This window comes from Klebsiella sp. SYXHC3, assembly GCF_057196925.1.
Window position 1 is genome coordinate 78,326 of the sequence record NZ_JBXUNG010000004.1, and the last position, 20,682, is coordinate 99,007.

Annotated in this window: 19 protein-coding genes; 11 read left to right on the forward strand and 8 right to left on the reverse strand. The window is 55.2% G+C overall.

Translation table 11 applies throughout. The features are described from left to right. Positions 1 to 9 precede the first annotated feature (9 nt). Together AC2CGP_RS12260 and AC2CGP_RS12265 are read left to right on the forward strand one after the other, a co-directional pair. The gene (locus AC2CGP_RS12260; protein ID WP_047045658.1) at positions 10 to 912 is read left to right on the forward strand and encodes a fimbrial protein; all 903 of its coding nucleotides are present in this window, start codon (positions 10 to 12) and stop codon (positions 910 to 912) included. Then, positions 899 to 2,377 (forward strand): EAL domain-containing protein, encoded by a 1,479-nt coding sequence (locus AC2CGP_RS12265; protein WP_020078005.1) that lies wholly within the window; start codon positions 899 to 901, stop codon positions 2,375 to 2,377. The genes AC2CGP_RS12260 and AC2CGP_RS12265 overlap by 14 nt, the downstream gene beginning before the upstream one ends. Before the next feature lie 36 nt (positions 2,378 to 2,413). Here the strand turns inward: AC2CGP_RS12265 and AC2CGP_RS12270 are convergent, their stop codons facing one another. Next, positions 2,414 to 2,686: a GNAT family N-acetyltransferase gene (locus AC2CGP_RS12270; RefSeq protein ID WP_015369862.1), complete on the reverse strand. Its 273-nt coding sequence runs from the start codon at positions 2,684 to 2,686 to the stop codon at positions 2,414 to 2,416. A gap of 11 nt (positions 2,687 to 2,697) precedes the next feature. Next, positions 2,698 to 2,928 (reverse strand): 4Fe-4S mono-cluster protein YjdI, encoded by a 231-nt coding sequence (yjdI, locus tag AC2CGP_RS12275; RefSeq protein ID WP_020078004.1) that lies wholly within the window; start codon positions 2,926 to 2,928, stop codon positions 2,698 to 2,700. Positions 2,929 to 3,350: 422 nt separating this feature from the next. Here yjdI and AC2CGP_RS12280 point away from each other — a divergent pair, with 422 nt between their 5' ends. Genes AC2CGP_RS12280 through AC2CGP_RS12295 form a run of 4 tightly spaced genes read left to right on the forward strand, consistent with a single transcriptional unit; the run spans position 3,351 to position 8,068 of the window. Continuing rightward, the gene (locus tag AC2CGP_RS12280) at positions 3,351 to 3,623 is read left to right on the forward strand and encodes a YtcA family lipoprotein (RefSeq protein WP_015369860.1); all 273 of its coding nucleotides are present in this window, start codon (positions 3,351 to 3,353) and stop codon (positions 3,621 to 3,623) included. Positions 3,624 to 3,629: 6 nt separating this feature from the next. Continuing rightward, positions 3,630 to 4,658, forward strand: coding sequence for a multidrug transporter subunit MdtN (gene mdtN, locus AC2CGP_RS12285; RefSeq protein ID WP_484502346.1), 1,029 nt, complete (start codon positions 3,630 to 3,632; stop codon positions 4,656 to 4,658). A gap of 9 nt (positions 4,659 to 4,667) precedes the next feature. Next, on the forward strand, positions 4,668 to 6,599 hold the full coding sequence (locus AC2CGP_RS12290; protein WP_484502347.1) for an FUSC family protein: 1,932 nt from the start codon (positions 4,668 to 4,670) through the stop codon (positions 6,597 to 6,599). A 5-nt stretch (positions 6,600 to 6,604) separates the two neighbouring features. Further along, positions 6,605 to 8,068, forward strand: a complete 1,464-nt coding sequence (locus AC2CGP_RS12295) for an MdtP family multidrug efflux transporter outer membrane subunit (protein WP_371682778.1) — start codon at positions 6,605 to 6,607, stop codon at positions 8,066 to 8,068. Between the two features lie 134 nt (positions 8,069 to 8,202). Here AC2CGP_RS12295 and AC2CGP_RS12300 read toward each other — a convergent pair whose 3' ends face one another. Beyond that, entirely contained in the window at positions 8,203 to 9,753 is a 1,551-nt protein-coding gene (locus AC2CGP_RS12300) for a peptide MFS transporter (protein WP_015369856.1), read from the reverse strand. Positions 9,754 to 10,301: 548 nt separating this feature from the next. Here AC2CGP_RS12300 and speFL point away from each other — a divergent pair. From speFL to potE, 3 genes are all read left to right on the forward strand, one after another. Then, entirely contained in the window at positions 10,302 to 10,406 is a 105-nt protein-coding gene (gene speFL / locus AC2CGP_RS12305; protein ID WP_006819052.1) for a leader peptide SpeFL, read from the forward strand. 263 nt (positions 10,407 to 10,669) lie between these two features. After that, positions 10,670 to 12,868 carry an ornithine decarboxylase SpeF gene (speF, locus tag AC2CGP_RS12310; protein WP_015369855.1) on the forward strand — a complete coding sequence of 733 codons (2,199 nt, stop codon included), beginning with the start codon at positions 10,670 to 10,672 and terminating at the stop codon, positions 12,866 to 12,868. Continuing rightward, on the forward strand, positions 12,865 to 14,181 hold the full coding sequence (potE, locus tag AC2CGP_RS12315) for a putrescine-ornithine antiporter (protein WP_015369854.1): 1,317 nt from the start codon (positions 12,865 to 12,867) through the stop codon (positions 14,179 to 14,181). The genes speF and potE overlap by 4 nt, the downstream gene beginning before the upstream one ends. A gap of 48 nt (positions 14,182 to 14,229) precedes the next feature. Here potE and rcnR read toward each other — a convergent pair whose 3' ends face one another. After that, on the reverse strand, positions 14,230 to 14,502 hold the full coding sequence (gene rcnR / locus AC2CGP_RS12320; RefSeq protein WP_015369853.1) for a Ni(II)/Co(II)-binding transcriptional repressor RcnR: 273 nt from the start codon (positions 14,500 to 14,502) through the stop codon (positions 14,230 to 14,232). A gap of 118 nt (positions 14,503 to 14,620) precedes the next feature. Here rcnR and AC2CGP_RS12325 point away from each other — a divergent pair, with 118 nt between their 5' ends. Continuing rightward, positions 14,621 to 15,727, forward strand: a complete 1,107-nt coding sequence (locus AC2CGP_RS12325; RefSeq protein ID WP_015703366.1) for a nickel/cobalt efflux protein RcnA — start codon at positions 14,621 to 14,623, stop codon at positions 15,725 to 15,727. Between the two features lie 116 nt (positions 15,728 to 15,843). Next, positions 15,844 to 16,500: an epoxyqueuosine reductase QueH gene (locus tag AC2CGP_RS12330; RefSeq protein WP_020078001.1), complete on the forward strand. Its 657-nt coding sequence runs from the start codon at positions 15,844 to 15,846 to the stop codon at positions 16,498 to 16,500. 70 nt (positions 16,501 to 16,570) lie between these two features. Here AC2CGP_RS12330 and AC2CGP_RS12335 read toward each other — a convergent pair whose 3' ends face one another. The 4 genes from AC2CGP_RS12335 to AC2CGP_RS12350 form a co-directional block, all read right to left on the reverse strand. Beyond that, positions 16,571 to 16,996: a hypothetical protein gene (locus AC2CGP_RS12335; RefSeq protein WP_045363552.1), complete on the reverse strand. Its 426-nt coding sequence runs from the start codon at positions 16,994 to 16,996 to the stop codon at positions 16,571 to 16,573. Continuing rightward, positions 16,974 to 17,363, reverse strand: coding sequence for a polymorphic toxin type 44 domain-containing protein (locus tag AC2CGP_RS12340; protein WP_072001140.1), 390 nt, complete (start codon positions 17,361 to 17,363; stop codon positions 16,974 to 16,976). The genes AC2CGP_RS12335 and AC2CGP_RS12340 overlap by 23 nt, the downstream gene beginning before the upstream one ends. Before the next feature lie 603 nt (positions 17,364 to 17,966). Next, positions 17,967 to 19,232, reverse strand: a complete 1,266-nt coding sequence (locus tag AC2CGP_RS12345; protein WP_047077630.1) for a histidine-type phosphatase — start codon at positions 19,230 to 19,232, stop codon at positions 17,967 to 17,969. 25 nt (positions 19,233 to 19,257) lie between these two features. After that, positions 19,258 to 20,616, reverse strand: coding sequence for an MFS transporter (locus AC2CGP_RS12350; protein WP_047077631.1), 1,359 nt, complete (start codon positions 20,614 to 20,616; stop codon positions 19,258 to 19,260). Positions 20,617 to 20,682: the final 66 nt, after the last annotated feature.

Below are 20,682 nucleotides of genomic sequence, written 5' to 3' on the forward strand. Positions count from 1 at the left end.
AGTTTGTTTATGAAAAAAATCATCGCTCTGTTTACCGCCCTGCTGCTGATGGGCTGGTCGCTGGACGTCGCGGCATTCACCTGTAAAGTTGCCGACACCGGGCAAACTATGACTTCAGGCGCGGCGAATGTTTACGTCAACTTAACGCCCTCTATTGGCGTCGGCCAAAACCTGGTTGTCGATTTATCTTCTTCCATCGTCTGTAAAAATGACTCCAGCGGCGGCTCCATTATTGACTATATCAACCTCACCAGTGGCTCAGCATTCGGTGGCGCGCTGGAGGCATTTACCGGGAGCATTTATTGGGCAGGCAATACTTACCCATTACCGATGAACTCGAACTCGTCGGTCTACATCATCACCCACACAGATTATCGTGGATTACCGTTGCGCATGTACCTTACCGCAACCGGCGCTGCGGGCGGGGTCGTGATTAATTCTGGCGAGCTTATCGCGCGGCTCAATATGCATAAAGTGGCCAGCGACGGAAACCCGAGAGATTTCACCTGGAATATTTATGCCAATAATAATGTCGTGGTACCAACGGGCGGTTGCGACGTGTCAGCCCGTGATGTCACGGTTACGCTTCCCGACTATCCGGGTTCCATGGCCGTGCCCGTCACGGTTCACTGCGCGCAAAATCAAAGCCTTGCCTATTACCTGACGGGCACCACCGCCGATAGCGCCAATTCCATATTTCGCAATACCGCTTCCGCTTCGCCGGCACAGGGTATTGGCGTCCAGATGACACGCAACGGTACCGTCGTTCCGGCCAACAGCAATGTCTCACTGGGTACAGTGGGTACTTCGCCGGTGAATCTCGGGCTGACCGCCACCTACGCGCGCACCAGCGGCCAGGTAACGGCGGGTAACGTCCAGTCGATTATTGGGGTGACGTTTGTCTACCAGTAAAGCCGATATCCCGCAGGCGACGACAGACTACATCCTGTCGCCCTGCGCCATGGCGGCGGCGGGATTAGCCCGCATGGTCGACGACGGTTGCCGCCATCCGGTGTGGCTACAGCCGCGGGTGCAGAGCATGCTGTCGATATCTGCGCCAGCCGACGTCCGGCAAATTGTGGTTTTTCTGCCCGACGATCCCTGGTGGCTACTGTTCGTCCTGCGCGAAGCCGCCTGGTTACTCAACCAGGCCAAACGACCTTTGCCTATGGTGATCTTAAGCCGCAGCCCGGCGCCGTGGCTATGGCAAACCTTACTGCACCAGGTCGGCGACCGCCGCCTGCTGGCCGCCGTGCAGGCGGTCTCATCCGATCTACCGTGCCGCCGTCTGGCGGCATTGCTGCAAGGCGGCCTGGTCGGCTACCCCGGCCTGCAACAGCTTTCCGCCATTGAGGCGCTGGCGCGCGGCAAGCCGCCGTCGGGCTTAAGCAAAATCGAACTTAACGCCACCCTCGCCCTGCTGTATGGCCACAGCATCACCAGCCAGGCGCAGATCCGCGGCGTCAGTCAGAAAACGCTCTACAACCAAAGAACCTCAGGACTAAACAAGATGGTGGAGTATCATCCGCATCTGGCGAGCCGATTTCCGGGCAGCCGAAGCAAACGCGTAACAGGTCAGGGCATGACCGCGCTGACCCCCTTCGAACGTGAGTTTATCCATGCTATTCACAGCCGGCAGATCTTTCCGGTCTTTCAGCCGATTGTCGACGAGCGCTTACGCCTGCAGGGCATCGAGATCTTATCCCGCTGGCGCAAAGATGGCGTGGTACTGCCGCCGGGCGAATTTCTCCCGCATATTCACTCCGAATACGCCTGGCTATTACTGACCGCCTTTGTCCTGCAGGAAGCGGTGCAGAATATCAATCGCTATCAGGGCGAGTTCTATTTTTCGGTCAATATCCCTCCCTGCATCGCCTATCACGATAATCTTGCCCGTATGATGGAAACCGCCTGGCAACAGCTACAGAACCCGCAGTGGGCCAACCGGCTGGTGCTGGAATTTGCTGAAACCGTCGATTTACAGCAGCAAGGAAAAGCGGTGGAGAATATGAGTAATATTCAGCAGCAGGGCTTTCGCATCTTTCTCGACGACTGCTTCTCGCACAGCAGCGTGATGTTCCCGGTACGCACGGCGCGTTTTAGCGGCTACAAGCTGGATATGAGCATCGTCAATGATTTTCAGCGCGACCCGCACGCGCTGGTGTTGATTAAAAGCCTGGTCTACTACTGCCAGCTAACGCAGAACCGCTGCATCGCCGAGGGGGTAGATAGTCTGGAGAAATTTAATCAGCTAAAAGCGCTGGGAGTCGATCGTTTCCAGGGGTATCTGTTCTCACCACCGGTCACTCGCGAGCATCTGGGAGAGATCATTTCGCGATTTTTACCGGATCATGCCACCTGCCGGTTGGCCGGATAATCGCAGCACGGCGCCAGCCACAGCTGGCGCCATATTTCAGGCGCGAATGTCGTCGTACTCGCGGGTGTTATCGAATTCGTGTTTGGCAAACGGGCACAGCGGAATGATTTTGCGCTGTTCCTGGCGCATTTTTTCGACCACTTTCGCTACCAGCTGTTTACCCACGCCCTGGCCTTTCAGGCTGGGATCGACATCGGTATGCTCAATAATGCTCAGATGTTCACCGGTTGGAACAAAGACAATTTCCGCCACCTGGTTTCCCTCGGCGTCATTAACGTAGAACTTGTTATGGCCTTCCAGAATTTCCATCATTTCCTCGCTTATTTGTGGCGATACTTCAATGCGCCGCTGGGACAGGTATCGATCACTTTGACCACCGTCGCCACATCCACCTGATCGGGGATGATCCACGGTTTACGTTTCAGATTGAACAGCTTCGCGCTGCCGCGCACGCAGTTACCCGAGTGCTGACAGATATCGGTATTGAAATAGACATCTATCTTCTCGCCGGTATAGGCCCGGTAGCCCGCGTCCAGTAGTTCTTTATCCATGACATTGCCTCAGTATTTTTATTATGTTTACCTAAGAGCCTATCTCATTAGGGCTATTTTGCTTGCCATTTTGAACCTGGGCAGTGCTCAAAATCCTCACGTACTACGTGTACGCTCCGGTTTCTGCGCGCTGTCCGTGTTCAAACTGGCTGCGCCAATTACGCCTACTGGGATAGGCTCTAAGAATAGCTCGCGGCATAGCCGCTGACTATGGAGAAATGAGAAACGCCCTATTTCAATTATTTCGCTAATGATAAAGCGACTTTTTAATACCTACGCGAAATTAAACTATTATCAGAGGATAACCATAACTCGGCTAAGCAAACCATCAGCGCTATAATTTAGGCGGTGTATGAGGGTTTATTTAATCAAAAACGAATAAACTCAATTGTTCAATGGCATGAACATTCAGGTATCTTCCTTTGAAGCAAATTGTAAAACGGGCGCGCCCGGCATTGTTATTACTTCTTTTGGCGGTCTCCGGTTGCTCTTTATCCCCCGCCATACCGGTATTAGGCGCAGCATTCCCCGGCTGGTTCTTCTGCTTTTTAGGCGGCGCATTACTGCTGATCCCTTGTCATATCCTGATTGCCCGTAAAGGTTGGCAGGCGCGCTTTTCCCCGCTGGTATTAAGTTACCTGGCGTTAATGTTTCTATTTGCCACTATTCTGTGGTTTCTTCTTTTCGCACATTAAATACCTATGACTCAATCCAGCCCAAGCGTTTTACGGAAAAAATGGCCCTTGTTGGCTCTCGTCCTCGCCGCCATTGTGGCGCTGATCGTGGTTATCTGGCAGTTGCAGACTTCGCCGGAAACCAACGACGCCTACGTCTACGCCGACACCATTGACGTGGTGCCGGAAGTCAGCGGGCGAATCGTTGAAATGCCGATCCGCGATAACCAGCGGGTGAAGAAAGGCGATCTGCTATTCCGCATCGATCCGCGCCCCTATCAGGCGATGCTGGACGATGCTAAATCACGGCTGGCGGCGCTTGATGCGCAGATTATGCTGACCCAACGCACCATCAAAGCCCAGCAGTATAACGCTCAGTCGGTGAGCGCCGCGGTAGAGCGGGCGAAGGCGCTGGTGAAACAGACTACCTCGACCCGTATCCGCCTGGAACCGCTGGTGCCGCAGGGATTCGCCGCGCAGGAAGATCTCGATCAGGCGCGTACCGCGGAAAAAGCCGCCCGCGCCGAACTGGAAGCTACGCTGCTGCAGGCTAAACAGGCTGATGCCGCGGTCACCGGCGTCGATGCGATGGTCGCGCAGCGCGCCGGGATCGTCGCGCAAATCGCCCTTGCGGAACTGCACCTGGAGTTCACCGAAGTTCGCGCGCCGTTTAACGGCGTGGTTATCGCCCTGAAAACCACCGTCGGACAATATGCATCCGCCCTGAAACCGGTCTTCACGCTGCTGGATAACGACCACTGGTATGTGATTGCGAACTTCCGCGAAACGGATCTGCAAAACGTTCGGCCTGGCGTGCCGGCAACCGTGACGGTGATGACCAACCACAGCCGCCCCTTTGACGGCGTCGTCGATTCCGTTGGTTCAGGCGTACTGCCGGAGGGCGGTAGCGTCATTGGCGGGCTGCCGGTGATTCAGAAGAACATTAACTGGGTACATGTGTCGCAGCGCTTCCCGGTTAAAATCGCGGTGAAAAATCCCGACCCGGAACTGTTCCGCATGGGCGCCTCCGCCAGCGCCGTGCTGCAGGCGAAATAAGGGTCCGGCATGCATAATTTCTGGTTGTTTCTGCAACGGGAGCTCGCCGACGCGCCGGGGCGGGCCAACTATACCCTGCGCCTGACGCTGAGCTGCGCAGTGCTGATCACCCTGTTTATGACCCTGCAGATCCCGTTTCTCGCCGTGGCGCTGATCGTGGTGTTTTACGTCAGCCAGCCGAACATTCTGATGATTAAGCTGGGCAGCGTCCTGTTTTTTGTCACCATCAGCGTGGCGCTGGGGCTGGTGCTGCTGATCATCAAGTGGACCTATGATTTCCCGCTGATTCGCCTGGTCGCTTCGGTATGCCTGTTCTTTGGCGCGATGTATCTGATGCGCGTGCTGGGCAAACTCGGGCTGGCGTTTTTCGTAGTGGCGCTGGCGGTGATTTATGCCCAGACCTTCCCGTCGATGACCAGCCAAAGTGAAGTTCTGGTGCGCCTGCTGCTGTGGCTTTGGGTGGCGATCAATACCGCAACGCTGGTCACGCTCCTGGTTAACGCCTGCTTTCGCCAGGCCTTCCCCGGCTACCAATTCCGCGCCCAACTGGTGGTGATGCAGCGGCAGGTCGCCGACGTGCTGAGGCAGAACGCCGCGCCGCCGACCTTCAAAGAGATCGCCGGGCGTTTTAATCAGTTGCAAGGATTGTTTAAGCAGGCCCGTTTTGCGGCGTCGGAAATTGCCGCCGATCCGTCGCGCTGGCAGGGGCTGATGGCGGCCACCCTGCGCTGCTATCACCTCGCGGCGCTGCTACAACCGGGCGACGATCACGCTGCGGCGCGCCAGCAGATTGCCGCCGCGCTACAGGCGCTGGCGCCGTCGATGAACGAGGGTACGCCGTTTTCATTCTCCGCGCCGGCCATTGATGATCGCGGCGCCAATACCCTGATTTTACAAGAGATGGCGGATGTACTGGCGAAGCTGGCGCGCGGTGAAACCATCGACCTGCCGCAGGGTGAAGCCGAGAAGTCGCCGCTGCTGCTGCCGGATGCCTGGCGCAATCCCGCTTATCTGCATTTCGCCCTGAAAACCCTGCTGGCGACGCTGCTGTGCTACGTCTTCTATACCGCCGCGGACTGGCAAGGGATCCACACCATCATGCTGAGCTGCGTGATTGTCGCCCAGCCGGGGCTGGGGGCGACGATGCAAAAAACCTGGCTGCGTATCGGCGGCGCGCTGCTCGCCACGCTGCTGGCGTTGCTGTTGATCGTCTTTGTACAACCGTGGACCGAGTCCATCGTCGGCCTGCTGGCGATGGTTTTGCCGGTAATGGCGCTCTCGGCGTGGATTGCCGCCGGGTCAGAGCGTATTGCCTACGCCGGGATCCAAATCGGCTTTACCTTCTCGCTGGCCTTCCTCAGCTGGTTTGGCCCACTGACCAACCTGACCGAACTGCGCGACCGGGTCATCGGTATTTTGCTCGGCGTACTGGTCTCATCGATCGTCCATCTTTACCTGTGGCCGGATAGCGAAGCGCCGCAGCTGAAATCGCGGCTGGCGCAACTCTATCGGCAGATAGCCGAGTTCCTGCGCACAAAAGATGATAAGCCGCAGATAGTGCCGCTGTTCCAGGCGCTGACCACCAGCGAAACGCTGATGCATCGGGTCGCCGCCGAGCCGCTGGGCACCTTTGCGCATCCGTGGCCGCAGGCGAAATCCTGGCCGAGCAAAGCCACCTGGCAGCAGGCGCAGGAGATAGTACGCCTGAGCGAGGGCTACCGGCTGTATGCCGCGCCGGGAGACCCCTTCTTAAGCCGCTGCGCCGAACAGTTACAGGCGTATGCCGATAATATTGAACGTCAGCAGCCGACGGCGCCCGTCGCGCCGCTGGTTGTCGATCCGGCTAATCCGTTCGGCGAACCGCTGGCGGCTTTACTGACCACCCTGCCGGACTGGTCAGACAAACCTTCTGAATTTACGCGACAGGCAGAACCGTCATGATAAAAATGGATGCCGCAGCACGTTTTCTGCGCTACTCACCGCTGGCCTTCGTCATCAGCCTGTTGACAGGATGCGCGCTGATTCAGGACGATCCTGGCGAAGTGCCGATCGTTAATCCGCAACAGGCGCAGCTGGCGCAGGTGATCCACCTGGCGAATAGCGGCTGGCCGGCGGCCCGCTGGTGGGAAGGGTATCACGATCCCCAGCTCAACATGCTGGTAAACCGCGCGCTGCAAAATTCGCCGACCATGCAGGCGGCGCGGCTACGCATCTCACAGTCACAATCCACCGTCGAGCTGGCGCAGTCGGCAATGGGCGTGCAGGCGACCGCCGTGGCGGCGCAGAACCGGATGCGTATAACCGATAAATCCTTTAGCTGGCCCTACTCCTATTCTCTGCCGGTGGATAAAAACGGCCCGTGGTACACGCTAAATACCGTGGGCGTCGGCGCAACGCTGAATATCGATTTATGGGGCGCCGACCGGGCCCGCGTCGCGGCGGCTATTGGCGAAAAGAACGCTCGCCAGGCGGAAACCGCCGGTATCGAACTGGACCTCGCCAGCAGCGTGGCGCAGCTGTACTTCGCCATGCAGGCCACCTTCCAGAAGATCGTTCTGCTGCAGCAGCTAGAAGAAATAGCGCGTCTGTCGGTACAGGCGCATGAACACCGCACCCAGCGCGGCGTGGAGGATAGCGTCGATATCGCCAATGCGCAGGCGGAACTGCTGGGCGCGCAGCAGCAGGTGATTACCGCCCGCGGCACGCTAACCCAGTACCGTGAAACGTTGCGGGCGCTGATTGGCGCCGACGCGCAGAGTATGCCGGAGATCCACCCGGTCGCCCTGCCGGCGTTGCAGGAAACGCTGCCGGATTCACTCTCCTTCGAATTGCTGGCGCGTCGCCCGGATCTGCAGGCCCTGCGCGGTTATGTGACCGCTTCTATGAGCCAGGTAGATGCGGCGAAAGCGGCCTTTTATCCGCATTTTGATATTAAAGCCTTCTGGGGATATAACGCGCTGAGCGTTGGCGATCTGTTTAAGTCCTCCTTCCAGCAGATTAACCTGCTGCCGGGGCTGTATTTGCCGATATTCGATGGCGGCCGCCTGAACGCCAATCTCAAGTCGGTACGTACGGCGAGCAATATCCTGATTAAGCAGTACAACCAGGCGGTGCTGGATGCGGTACGGGACGTGGCGATAAGCTCCAGTCAGCTTAACGATCTCAACCAGCAGGTGGCGCTGCAGGAGCTGAAGGTGACGGCAGCGATGGCCACCACCCGCAGCGCCAGCGCCCATCACCAGCGCGGCCTGTTAAGCCGCTATGCCGCACAAGAAGCGCGGCGACCGGCCATCGCCCAGCAGCTGTTATTGCTGGATATTCAGGCCCAGCGCCTTAGCACCGATATCACGCTGATTAAGGCCCTCGGCGGCGATTACCGCGGCCCGGCGGTGGGTTCCGCAAAACCGTAGCCCTGCTAAGCGCAGCGCGAGCAGGGAAATCCCCGGATGGCGGCTTATGCCTTATCCGGGCTACCGTTTCCATACTCTGCTTACTATAAAAAAGCCGGCGCTCAGCGCCGGCTTTTCATTGACCGCTTGCGCAATCAGGCATTGGTCGCCGGTTTTTGCTCGACGGATTTACTGTTCTCCAGCATACGGCGCACCGGCACAATCAACACGCACAACACCGCAGCGCAGATCAGCAGCGCCGTCGAGCAGCGGGCGAACAGATCCGGCAGCATATCCAGCTGGTCGGCCTTCACGTGGCCGCCAATCAGCCCCGCCGCCAGGTTACCCAGCGCGCTGGCGCAGAACCACAGCCCCATCATCTGGCCGCGCATTCTTTCCGGCGCCAGTAGGGTCATAGTTGCCAGGCCTATCGGGCTCAGACACAGTTCGCCCAGCGTCAGCATCAGAATGCTGCCCACCAGCCACAGCGGCGATACGCCGGCGCCGCCGTTGCTCAGCACGTTCTGCGCCGCCAGCATCATCAGGCCGAAGCCCGCCGCCGCGCACAGAATCCCGATAACAAACTTGGTGATGCTGCTCGGGCGCACGTTTTTGCGCGCCATTGCCGGCCATGCCCAGCTAAATACCGGCGCCAGCAGGATGATAAACAGGGCGTTAATCGACTGGAACCACACCGCCGGGATTTCGAAATCGCCAATCATGCGGTTGGTGTAGTCGTTCGCAAACAGGTTAAAGGAGGTCGGTTTCTGTTCGAAGGCTGACCAGAAGAAGGCGGCGGAAACCAGCAGAATAAAGCAGACCAGCAGACGCGCGCGCTCTTTACGGTTAAGTCCCGCAAAAACGAACAGGTAGATGAAATAGAGCACCACCGACGCGGCAATCACGTACACCAGCATGCTGGCGACCGCCACCGGGTTAATGACTATCACCCCCTGAGCAATCAGCGTAATCACCACCGCCACGCCGACCGCCAGCGCCAGCAGCCAGGCGCCAACGCCGTTTTTCTTCGCCACAGGACTATTCCAGGTAGAGTCGAGACCCACTTCGCTGTCGTAGCGTTTCATTGCCGGGACCGCGAAAAGGCGGAAAATCACCAGCGCCACCAGCATACCGATACCACCGATGCCGAAGCCCCAGTGCCAGCCGTGGGATTTAATCAGCCAGCCGGAAATCAGCGGCGCGATAAACGACCCCATATTGATACCCATATAGAACAGCGAGAAACCGCCATCGCGACGGCTATCGCCTTTCTTATACAGCGTACCGACCATCACCGAGATGCAGGTTTTAAACAGGCCGGAACCGAGCACGATAAACATCAGCCCGATAAAGAACAGGTTGTTGCCCATAAACGCTGACAGCGCAATCGACAGATGGCCCAGCGCGATCAGAATCGAGCCGTACCACACCGCTTTCTGCTGGCCAAGCCAGTTGTCCGCCAACCAGCCGCCCGGCAGCGCCGCCAGGTACATGGCGCCCGCGAAGATGCCGACGATGGCCGACGCGTTCTCACGGGCTAAGCCCATACCGCCGTCATAGACGGTGGCCGCCATGAACAGGATTAATAACGGGCGAATGCCATAAAACGAGAATCGCTCCCACATTTCGGTGAAGAACAGCGATCCCAGAGGGTAAGGGTGACCAAAGAAGGTCCGGCTTTCATTTTTGTTAACAGAGGAATGCATAACTTCTCCCAATAAGGCGATCTTAGCGCTTTGTCATGCCGAAAAGCGCATTGACCATTTTTTCTACCTGCCTATCGTTCACACAGGCGTTAATTTTATTTAACCATTTGATAACCAGACGGTGGTTTTGTCTAGCCCCTGAGCGATATCTTTTAGATGAAAACTCGACCAGGCTCTCTTTTCCCAGATTTTATGTTGGCAATAAAGGGATAATGATTGACAGCGTTCTTTCGTACTACAGGAACCTCTTAACCCTTAATAAACATAATGTTAAGAGGATAGAAGTCAGAAAGTCCCGAGTATACGACATATTTCCGTCATATGGCTGAAATAACGCAATGATTAACCGGCCATTATTCATTTTAACCACATTGCAACACAATATATTTACATATAAACAACAAACCAGTGAATAATGTTGGATAAGATCAAAATACCAGCCATTGATATCATAATGAGAGGCTATTAGTGATCGGCGTCACAGATTAAGTCTAAGCCGGATATAGAATATGCCATACCTTCAGTCAATCATTTGAAAGGTGTATATCATGGAAAACAATAACAGGATGATGCCACACATAAGGCGGACAACGCATATTATGATGTTTGCTCACCGTAACAGCTTCGATTTTCATTTCTTTAATGCCCGGTAGTCTTCCGACTACGGGCGCTTCAGCATACAGGTCTTCCTGCATCTTTTGTTGTTAATACAGGCATTCGCCTGTAGCTAACCGCGCTCGCCCTAATAAATCCTGCTATTTACCAGCCACCGGACTGGTAGGGTTTATTGCATCTCAAAAGGTACTCTACTGATATTTATTATATCAGCGGCAGACTATTACCTTTTGTCCGGCGTAATCAATTTCTCATTCGAGAAATTGAGGGCCTGCTATTATCTGAAAATAAAGAGATAACAATGACTGATTTAAAAATTGCCGTTAGCCGTACATGTCCAAACTGTTTTTCTACCCAGCGTAATATTGTCAATACTAGCGAAACCAACTTTATTGATGTGGCCGCGGTAGTATTAACCCTGGAAGATATCGAATGCGGTAAGCTCGATGAGTTAAAGGCCACCGGCTATAACATCCCGGTATTTATCGCTATTAATAAAGAAGAGGTTGTCCCGGCCGAGTATATGGCTTCGGTGCAGGGGGTATTTGAACACGACGAAACCCGCAACGACTTTTACGGCCGCCAGCTGGAAGCCGCTGCGCATAAATATGAAACCGAGCTGCGTCCGCCATTCTTTAGCGCGCTGGTCGATTACGTCAAACAGGGCAACAGCGCCTTTGACTGCCCGGGGCATCAGGGGGGTGAATTCTTCCGCCGTCATCCGGCCGGTAATCAGTTCGTCGAGTATTTCGGCGAGACGCTGTTCCGCTCCGACCTGTGCAACGCCGACGTCGCCATGGGTGACCTGCTGATCCACGAAGGGGCGCCATGCATTGCCCAACAGCATGCGGCAAAAGTCTTTAACGCCGATAAAACCTACTTCGTGCTCAACGGTACCTCCTCTTCTAACAAAGTGGTGCTCAACGCGCTGCTGACCCCGGGCGACCTGGTACTGTTCGACCGTAACAACCATAAATCCAATCACCACGGCGCGCTGCTGCAGGCCGGGGCGACACCGGTCTATCTGGAAACCGCACGTAACCCGTATGGTTTTATCGGCGGTATCGACGCCCACTGTTTCGAGGAGCGCTATCTGCGCGAGCTGGTCGGGGAAGTGGCGCCGAATCGGAAACAGGATGCCCGCCCGTTCCGCCTGGCGGTGATCCAGTTAGGTACCTACGACGGCACCATTTATAACGCTCGTCAGGTGGTCGATAAAATTGGTCATCTGTGCGATTACATCCTGTTTGACTCCGCGTGGGTCGGCTATGAACAGTTCATTCCGATGATGGCTGATTGTTCGCCGCTGCTGCTGGAGCTGAACGAAAACGATCCGGGCATTCTGGTAACCCAGTCGGTGCACAAACAGCAGGCCGGTTTCTCCCAGACCTCGCAAATCCATAAAAAAGACAGCCATATCAAAGGCCAGCAGCGCTATGTTCCGCATAAACGTCTGAATAACGCCTTTATGATGCACGCCTCCACCAGCCCGTTCTATCCGCTGTTTGCCGCGCTGGATATCAACGCCAAAATGCATGAAGGCGAGAGCGGCCGCAACATGTGGATGGACTGCGTTATGAACGGCATCAAGGCGCGTAAGCTGATCCTTGAAAGCTGTAAGCACATCCGTCCATTTGTGCCAAAAATGGTCGATGGTAAACCGTGGCAGTCATATGAAACCGCGCAAATCGCCGTTGACCTGCGCTTCTTCGAGTTTGGCCCAGGCGAACGCTGGCACGCCTTTGACGGTTATGCCGAGCATCAGTACTTTGTCGATCCGTGCAAACTTCTGCTGACCACCCCGGGGATCAATACCGCCAGCGGCGAATATGACGCCTTCGGCGTACCGGCCACCATTCTCGCCAACTTCCTGCGTGAAAACGGCGTGGTACCGGAAAAATGCGACCTTAACTCCATTCTGTTCCTGCTGACCCCGGCGGAAGATATGGCCAAACTGCAGCAGCTGGTCGCCCTGCTGGCGCGCTTCGATAAGCTGCTCGACGCCGATGCGCCGCTGCAGGAGGTTCTGCCATCTATCTACAGCCAGCACAAAGAGCGTTATGCCGGTTATACCCTGCGCCAGCTGTGTCAGGAAATGCATGATCTGTATGCCCGTCACAACGTCAAACAGCTGCAAAAAGAGATGTTCCGTAAAGATCACTTCCCACGGGTGGTGATGAACCCGCAAGAGGCTAACTACGCCTATCTGCGCGGCCAGGTCGATCTGGTGCCGCTGCCGCAAGCCGAAGGCCGCGTGGCCGCTGAAGGCGCCCTGCCTTACCCGCCGGGAGTGCTGTGTGTAGTTCCGGGCGAAGTCTGGGGCGGCGCGGTGCTGCAGTACTTCACCGCACTGGAAGAAGGGATCAACCTGCTGCCGGGCTTCGCGCCGGAACTGCAGGGGGTTTATATCCAGGAGCACGATGGCCGTAAACAGGTCTGGTGCTATGTCATCGCGGAAAGCGAGAAACAAAGCGCGCTGCTGAAAGGGGAAACTGTATGAGCAAATCCAGTAACAAGATGGGAGTGGTACAGCTCACCATCTTAACCATGGTCAACATGATGGGCTCCGGCATCATCATGCTGCCCACCAAGCTGGCGGAGGTGGGGACTATCTCCATCATCTCCTGGCTGGTGACGGCGGTAGGATCGATGGCGCTGGCGTGGGCCTTCGCCAAATGCGGGATGTTTAGCCGTAAATCAGGCGGGATGGGCGGTTACGCCGAGTACGCGTTCGGCAAGTCTGGCAACTTTATGGCCAACTATACCTACGGCGTCTCGCTGCTGATCGCCAACGTCGCTATCGCTATCTCCGCGGTGGGTTATGGCACCGAGCTGTTCGGCGCCACCCTGTCGCCGGTGCAGATTGGCCTGGCGACTATCGGGGTGCTGTGGATCTGTACCGTAGCCAACTTCGGCGGCGCGCGCATTACCGGCCAGATCAGTAGCATCACCGTATGGGGGGTCATCATTCCGGTTGTCGGCCTGTGCGTTATCGGCTGGTTCTGGTTTAGCCCGACGATGTACGTCGAGTCCTGGAACCCGCACCACGTACCGTTCTTCGGCGCCGTTGGTTCGTCAATCGCCATGACGCTGTGGGCCTTCCTCGGTCTGGAATCCGCTTGCGCCAACACCGATGTGGTCGAAAACCCGGAACGTAACGTGCCGATCGCCGTACTCGGCGGTACCCTCGGCGCGGCGGTTATCTATATCGTTTCGACCAACGTCATCGCCGGGATCGTGCCGAACATGGACCTGGCTAACTCCACGGCGCCGTTTGGCCTGGCGTTTGCCCAGATGTTCACGCCTGGCGTAGGTAAAGTGATTATGGGGCTGATGGTGATGTCCTGCTGCGGTTCGCTGCTCGGCTGGCAGTTCACCATCGCGCAGGTCTTTAAATCATCGTCTGACGAAGGTTACTTCCCGAAAATCTTCTCCCGCGTCTCGGCTTCCGGCGCGCCGATTCAGGGGATGCTGACCATCGTTATCCTGCAAACCGGCTTGTCGCTGATGACCATTAGCCCGTCGTTGAGCAACCAGTTCAACGTGCTGGTTAACCTGGCGGTGGTGACTAACATCATCCCGTACATTCTGTCGATGGCGGCGCTGGCGATTATCCAGAAAATGGCCAATGTGGAACCGGGCAAAGCGCGATCCACCAACGTGATTGCCTTTATCGGCGCGGTGTACAGCTTCTATGCGCTGTACTCCTCCGGCGAAGAGGCGATGCTCTACGGCGCGATCGTGACCTTTATGGGCTGGACGCTGTACGGCCTGGTATCACCGCGTTTTGAGATGAAAAACAAACACAGCTAATGCTGAAGCCGGCGGCGCGTCTGTCGCCGCCGGCGCTATCCGTGGCCGCTATTTGATATAGGAATCCAGCACCTTCAGCACCACGTCCAAATCCTCTTCACGTTTCACTTCATCGCCTTCATGAACGATATGTTCCGTCAGATGGCCCTTGATCACTTCACGCATTAGCCCGTTTACCGCTCCGCGAATAGCGGCAATTTGCTGCAGCACGGCGGCGCATTCGTGCGGCTCATCCAGCATCTTTTTCAGCGCGCTCACCTGCCCCTCAATCTTGCTGGCTCTGGCCTGCAGCTTCTTTTTATCCCGAATCGTATGCGACACGTTAACCTCACTGGCGAACTCAATGCCTCAATTATAGGTTTGTAATCTACTGGGGGGTAGTATCTTATACTGGGGGGGAGTAGAATCCCGTTCACCAACGACAACCAACTCTCTTCTTATGAACGAATTCTTACCTTTACTTCAGCAGGGCAATGCCTGGTTTTTCATTCCCAGCGCCATTCTGTTAGGCGCGCTACATGGCCTGGAACCGGGCCATTCAAAGACCATGATGGCGGCGTTCATCATCGCCATTAAAGGCACGGTACGTCAGGCGGTGATGCTGGGCCTCGCCGCGACCCTTTCGCATACCGCCATCGTCTGGCTGATCGCCTTTGGCGGCATGTATTTTAGCCAGAAATTTACCGCCGAAGCGGCTGAACCCTGGCTACAGCTGGTTTCCGCGTTCATCATTCTCGGTACCGCAATATGGATGTTCTGGCGCACCTGGCGCGGTGAACGTAACTGGCTGCAGGCCATGCAGGATCGGGATGCGCATCATCATGATGATGAAACGCAAATCGTCGACACCGGCCACGGTCAAATCGCCCTTTCCATCTTCGAAGAAGGAGAACCGCCGCGCTGGCGCATTCGCACGCTAAGTGGCAACCAATGGGCCGCTGGCGATGTCTCACTGGCGACACGGCGCAGCGGGAGCAGCTTCGCGCAGATGTTCTCTTTTGTTGATAAAGGCGATTATTTAGAATCCGCGCAGACCATCCCGGAACCGCATGATTTTAACGTACGCCTGACGCTCGGCCACCAGCGCCATACCCACGATTATGATCTGGCGTTTCATGAACATCATCATCATGAACTGGATGGTCTTGAGGAAGGAAGTCAGGCCTATCAGGACGCCCACGAGCGGGCCCATGCAAACGATATTCAACGTCGTTTCGACGGCCGGGAGGTCACCAACTGGCAGATCTTACTGTTCGGCCTGACCGGTGGATTGATCCCCTGCCCGGCGGCGATCACCGTACTGCTTATCTGCATCCAGCTCAAAGCCCTGACCTTAGGTGCGACGCTGGTCCTCTCTTTCAGCATCGGCCTGGCGCTGACGCTGGTCACCGTCGGCGTTGGCGCGGCGGTAAGCGTTCGCCAGGTGGCCAAACGCTGGAGTGGTTTTAATACTCTCGCCCGTCGGGCCCCCTACTTTTCCAGCGTGCTAATCGGCGCGGTGGGGATCTATATGGCGATCCACGGCTATCTCGGCGTGAGAGGTTAATTTGAGATGAATTCAGCGCCGCGTGAGGATGCGCGGCCTGACATTTCTGGGGAAGGTTAGCAGCCCTTCAACATGCTACAGTTGGCGCTGGATGTATTTACTTCAGGAATGACTTGATGTCCGAGTTCCAGCGCCCACAGCTGACGTTGCCCAACGGAGCCGATAAACTGCTGCTCCACTCCTGCTGCGCCCCCTGCTCCGGGGAAGTGATGGAGGCGATTCAGGCCTCCGGTATCGACTACACCATTTTCTTCTATAACCCCAACATTCACCCGCAGAAAGAGTATGAAATCCGCAAGGAAGAGAATATTCGTTTTGCGCACAAACACGGTGTGCCGTTTATCGATGCCGATTATGACACCGATAACTGGTTCGCGCGGGCCAGGGGGATGGAATGGGAACCTGAGCGTGGCGTGCGCTGCACGATGTGCTTTGATATGCGCTTCGAACGCACCGCGCTCTATGCCTACGAGCACGGCTTTAGCGTTATCAGCAGTTCGCTGGGAATTTCACGCTGGAAGAACATGCAGCAAATCAACGACTGCGGCGAGCGCGCCGCCGGGCATTATCCAGGCATGGTCTACTGGGATTATAACTGGCGTAAACAGGGCGGATCCTCGCGGATGATCGATATCAGCAAGCGCGAGCGCTTTTACCAGCAGGAGTACTGCGGCTGCGTCTACTCGCTGCGCGATAGCAATCTGCACCGTAAATCCCAGGGCCGACCGCTAATTAAGATCGGCAAGCTCTATTATGGCGATGAAGGTGAATAGCTGAAGAAAAGGGAATGATGTGGATAAATAACGGGCCAGGAGGGCTCCTTTTAATGAGATCATTGTCTCCCTAATTTCGGGCCTGAAAACTCACCTGCGGCCTGAATGTTTCTCCCTTATATTCATAAACAATCGAATTACTGAATGAAAAAACGCGTCCACTATAGCTGATATTTATTACCTCTCCCTCTACGCTGACGTTTGCGCCACTACCAGCAGCAATAAGGAACGGAATCTGTTTCGCCAGCTCGGCCGCAGCATCACCTTCAATCTTACCGGTAAGGTAGTAACGATAAGAATCGGCTACTGTTGCCCCACCACCGCTAAAACCAGTGACATAAAGCCAGGTATGGCTATCCAATTGTTGTGATGTAATGACTTTATCCTCAGAACGCTGTTCACTTCCGGGAGTTGATGTCATGAAACCGATAACCATCATCAGGAGTATGGTCGTGAGCAGACCATGTAACCATTTAATAGCCGTTCTCAATCGCATATTTAATGCCCTCTCTTATCCAGTATTGATCAGTAGGATCATCACCATAAGGTGCATCTTTATACCATATTCCCCATTCAGGTCTGGAAGTTCCTGCGCGCTTTTGTGCCCATCCTGCACCAACCAAGAGGATTCCGGAAAGGATACCAGCTGCATACCCTGCTGCACCAAAGTTAAAATTGCCAAATTCTGCCCAATATGGGTCAAACTGTTTATAATCCCAAGGCCCTTTATTTCTAACTTTTTGATAGAACCAGTAATAAGTTTTAGGAAGTGCCAGTCCTCTTGACTGCCCATAATTCCGTGCATCCTTCATATTATTTCTCACAACTCCAATTCCTGGCCCAGCCACAGGTATTGATGCCATGTAGGGGGTTCCTTATTTCAATTCGCTAAAGAGATACGCACTTCATGTTCTCAATGAAGAAGATATCAAGCGAAGCCGTTATAAATTAATGATATGATTTAATAGATACTATAACAAAGAATAAATAAAACCCTTAGCATCAATGCTTATATTAGTAATATAAATCAAACCACTACATTGTTCATTTACTGAATCAACTAACATCTGTGTTGTGAGTGTTTATAGTAGCGTTATTTTCTCCTTATCATCAAAGGATTGAGTTTTAAAATGGTAACCAACACGTAGGTGATGAACAATCCCTTCCCTCTAAATATTTTCCTAAAAAATCCAAAAACAACTTAATAAACACGTTACATAAAGACTTAAAATATTCAGAATCACCTGAATTTAAATTTTATCAGGTGAGGTGAGTAGGTGCCTGACTAATACTTATTGGCGGAAAACACGACGTAGCAAGTAGAATGTGACTGTTTTATTAACTATTTACAATCAATAGTATTAAAATATCATTCGAGTTTATTGTAATTACTCGAATCACTAACGCTTTAAGCAATACGCCATAATCCGTCCTATTTCCGCTAAGGATTATGGCGTTTGCGCTGATTAAAGAACCATATTCACCGGCGGTACTGCGCTTTTATCGATCTGTTTACTTAAGGCCTCCAGCGCGGACTGATACGGGCATAACGTGCCCACGCTGGTCTGCTGGCAATCAGGCTGACGCCACTCCTGTTGCAGCATCGGGTGCTGTTGATCCGGCATCTGCAGGCGTCGCAGGTCGTCCAGGCTTTGCGCCTGGAAATAGACGCGCAGATAACGTTCGCCATTTTTGCTGTTGCGCCAGCGCTCTATCACCAGACTGCTGCCCGGCGGAATATTGCCCCGGCTGTAACCGGGCAGTTGCCAGCTAAAATTCATCAGCGTGCGCACCATCGCGATATTGGTGTCATGAGCCACCAGCAGCAGCCAGCGTACGTTAGGTGTGGTGTCCGCTTTCACTCCGTCCAACATCGCGTTGAGCAGCACCGAGCCGCGCTTTTGCGCGGTGTACAGCACGTCATTACTGAGATCGTAGTTTTCCGTTAACAGCGGCAGAATGGCTGTGATCTGGCTGGCGCGGGTAATCTTCCCCCACGCCAACTGGCTTAAGGGCAGGTTTTCACTCCAGCCCAGACGCAGCGTTTCAACCATATTGGCCATCACGCTCAGCCCGCTAATGGTGGTTTTACCGCTTTGGTTTTGCTCCACCTGCCAGGGCTTATCAAAAATGGGGCACGGTTTATCCTGTTGGCAAACCGCGGCTTTTAATAACTGTATCGTCGGCGCCAGCGCCTGCCGACGCTTAGCCAGATCGCCGGCTTTCGCCTTCACTGCCGCCAACTGGCGGACGGGGTCGGTTTGCGTCGCGCTAAACTTGTCGGTCTGGAACAGCGGGTCAGCATCGCCGCTGACATAATGAATCGCCACGCCGCAGCCGGGGAATGCCCCATCTACCAGCGCCTGTGCGGTTGCCCGGGTACGCTGTAGCGGGCTGGCGCGAACATAAATATCCTCCGCGCTCGGACACTGCCCCTGCAGCAGGCCAAGCTGGCGATAATGCTGCCCTTCCGCACGCCCTTTATTGGCGACCGCCGCATAGCCATGTCCGGTCAGCTCCCCATCGTGGGTGGTCCATTCGGTCCATGGACGCTGGGTCGCGGCTTCAATGGCTTCACGATTGCCGGGCGTTGGCGGACGAATGCCGTGGCGGCTTAACTCCACCACTTTTTCCAGTTGCCAGTTCGCCGCGGCGGCGGATTGCATCGCCAGCAGCGGCAACGCACAGGCGATAAACAGGCGTAAAAGGCCCTGATGTCTTGCAGGCATCATAAAATCTTCCTTATCGATTAATCAGTTATGAGGAGAATGAAGTCTGCCGTTCGACGGCATGGCGTCGGGCGACGATGGCGGCGGTGGTAAAACAGAGTAACGCGGAACCCAATCCGGTGCCTATCCAGAACAACGCCAGCGTGCTGAAATCATAAAGCGTTTTCCCGTTTTCGAGGATCGCGGTTTTATCGATAATGATCCCGGTCAGAAATTCGCCCAACCCCGCCCCGGCATAGCTGGCAATACCAATGGTTCCCAGCGCTGCCCCCGCCGCTTTGCGTGAAGAGATATCGACGGCGATCAACCCTCCGAGGAAACAGGTTAACGCGCCGATGGTCGCGCCGAAGACGATCATCGCCAGGATGTCGGTGTAGTAATTATGCGGCGACCAGAGCATTAAGGCGAAACCCGCGGTGTTCAGCAGGCTGATAAACCCGGCCATGACGCTGCGATTGCGCGGGAAAAAGCGGTCAGAGAGCATGCCGGCGAAGATGGTCCCGGCGATACCGGCGATCGCGTTAACGCCGATGATGCCTGAAGCCTCAAGGGTGGAATAGGCTTTATCCTGCTCCAGAAAGAAGATCCCCCACGAGTTCACCGCATAACGGTCGATATACATAAATGCCGATGCCAGCGCCAGCGTCCACAGCGCCGGGTTACGCAATGCCAGCAGTTGGTTTTTGAACACCGATCCCCGCGCTTCAGTCTCTTCCTGCGGTTCATCACGAATCACGTTAATGGAGGGAAAGCCGCTGCTCTGTGGCGAATCGCGCATAAACAGCAGCAACAGCACCACGCCAGCGGCGCCGAGCGCAGCCGTGGAGAGGTAGCCCATTTGCCAGCCAAAACCCGCGATCACCGCGGCGATCACCATGTAGGTCATGGCCTCGCCGATGTTATGCGCCGTCGACCAGATGGCGTAAAACGTTCCCCGCTCTTTAAAGCCGTACCAGCGCGCCAGCGAAACCGCACAAGGACCGACGCCCATCGACTGCGCCCAGCCGTTAATCCCCCAAAAGATAGCCAGCAGCATGGCATTGGTGGTCATGCCCATCAGCAGGTTCATCCCGGCGCTGAGCAATAGCCCAAGGCTCATGTAACGCACCACGTTGGCATGATCGGCGATAAAACCGTTAACCAGTTTGCCGATGGCGTAGCTAAAGAATAGCGTCGAGCCAATCATTCCCAACTCCGTTGGGGTAATGCCTAATTCCACCAACGCGCTTTTCGCCACGGTGAACGATAAGCGGCAGACGTAGAACGTCACGTAGGCCAGGGTCATAGCAATAAACGTTTGCCAACGTACCCGGCGAAAACGTTTTTCATCAAACGCGGCGCCCGCTTGCGGCGGCGACGCCCGGAAAAAATGAATAATTCCAGACATAATAGTTTCTCCGACGGTCGGAGGCTTGACTGATTGATGTGCTTCGTCCGTGAGGGTCGTTATCGT

Coding starts and splice junctions, on each gene's coding strand:
- AC2CGP_RS12330 (WP_020078001.1), top strand. CDS start 15,844: ATGTCCGAGTTCCAGCGCCCACAGCTGACGTTGCCCAACGGAGCCGAT.
- AC2CGP_RS12350 (WP_047077631.1), bottom strand. CDS start 20,616: ATGTCTGGAATTATTCATTTTTTCCGGGCGTCGCCGCCGCAAGCGGGC.
- AC2CGP_RS12300 (WP_015369856.1), bottom strand. CDS start 9,753: ATGCATTCCTCTGTTAACAAAAATGAAAGCCGGACCTTCTTTGGTCAC.
- yjdI (WP_020078004.1), bottom strand. CDS start 2,928: ATGGATAAAGAACTACTGGACGCGGGCTACCGGGCCTATACCGGCGAG.
- speFL (WP_006819052.1), top strand. CDS start 10,302: ATGGAAAACAATAACAGGATGATGCCACACATAAGGCGGACAACGCAT.
- AC2CGP_RS12270 (WP_015369862.1), bottom strand. CDS start 2,686: ATGGAAATTCTGGAAGGCCATAACAAGTTCTACGTTAATGACGCCGAG.
- AC2CGP_RS12335 (WP_045363552.1), bottom strand. CDS start 16,996: ATGCGATTGAGAACGGCTATTAAATGGTTACATGGTCTGCTCACGACC.
- potE (WP_015369854.1), top strand. CDS start 12,865: ATGAGCAAATCCAGTAACAAGATGGGAGTGGTACAGCTCACCATCTTA.
- mdtN (WP_484502346.1), top strand. CDS start 3,630: ATGACTCAATCCAGCCCAAGCGTTTTACGGAAAAAATGGCCCTTGTTG.
- AC2CGP_RS12260 (WP_047045658.1), top strand. CDS start 10: ATGAAAAAAATCATCGCTCTGTTTACCGCCCTGCTGCTGATGGGCTGG.
- AC2CGP_RS12345 (WP_047077630.1), bottom strand. CDS start 19,232: ATGATGCCTGCAAGACATCAGGGCCTTTTACGCCTGTTTATCGCCTGT.
- speF (WP_015369855.1), top strand. CDS start 10,670: ATGACTGATTTAAAAATTGCCGTTAGCCGTACATGTCCAAACTGTTTT.
- AC2CGP_RS12295 (WP_371682778.1), top strand. CDS start 6,605: ATGGATGCCGCAGCACGTTTTCTGCGCTACTCACCGCTGGCCTTCGTC.
- AC2CGP_RS12340 (WP_072001140.1), bottom strand. CDS start 17,363: ATGGCATCAATACCTGTGGCTGGGCCAGGAATTGGAGTTGTGAGAAAT.
- AC2CGP_RS12290 (WP_484502347.1), top strand. CDS start 4,668: ATGCATAATTTCTGGTTGTTTCTGCAACGGGAGCTCGCCGACGCGCCG.
- AC2CGP_RS12325 (WP_015703366.1), top strand. CDS start 14,621: ATGAACGAATTCTTACCTTTACTTCAGCAGGGCAATGCCTGGTTTTTC.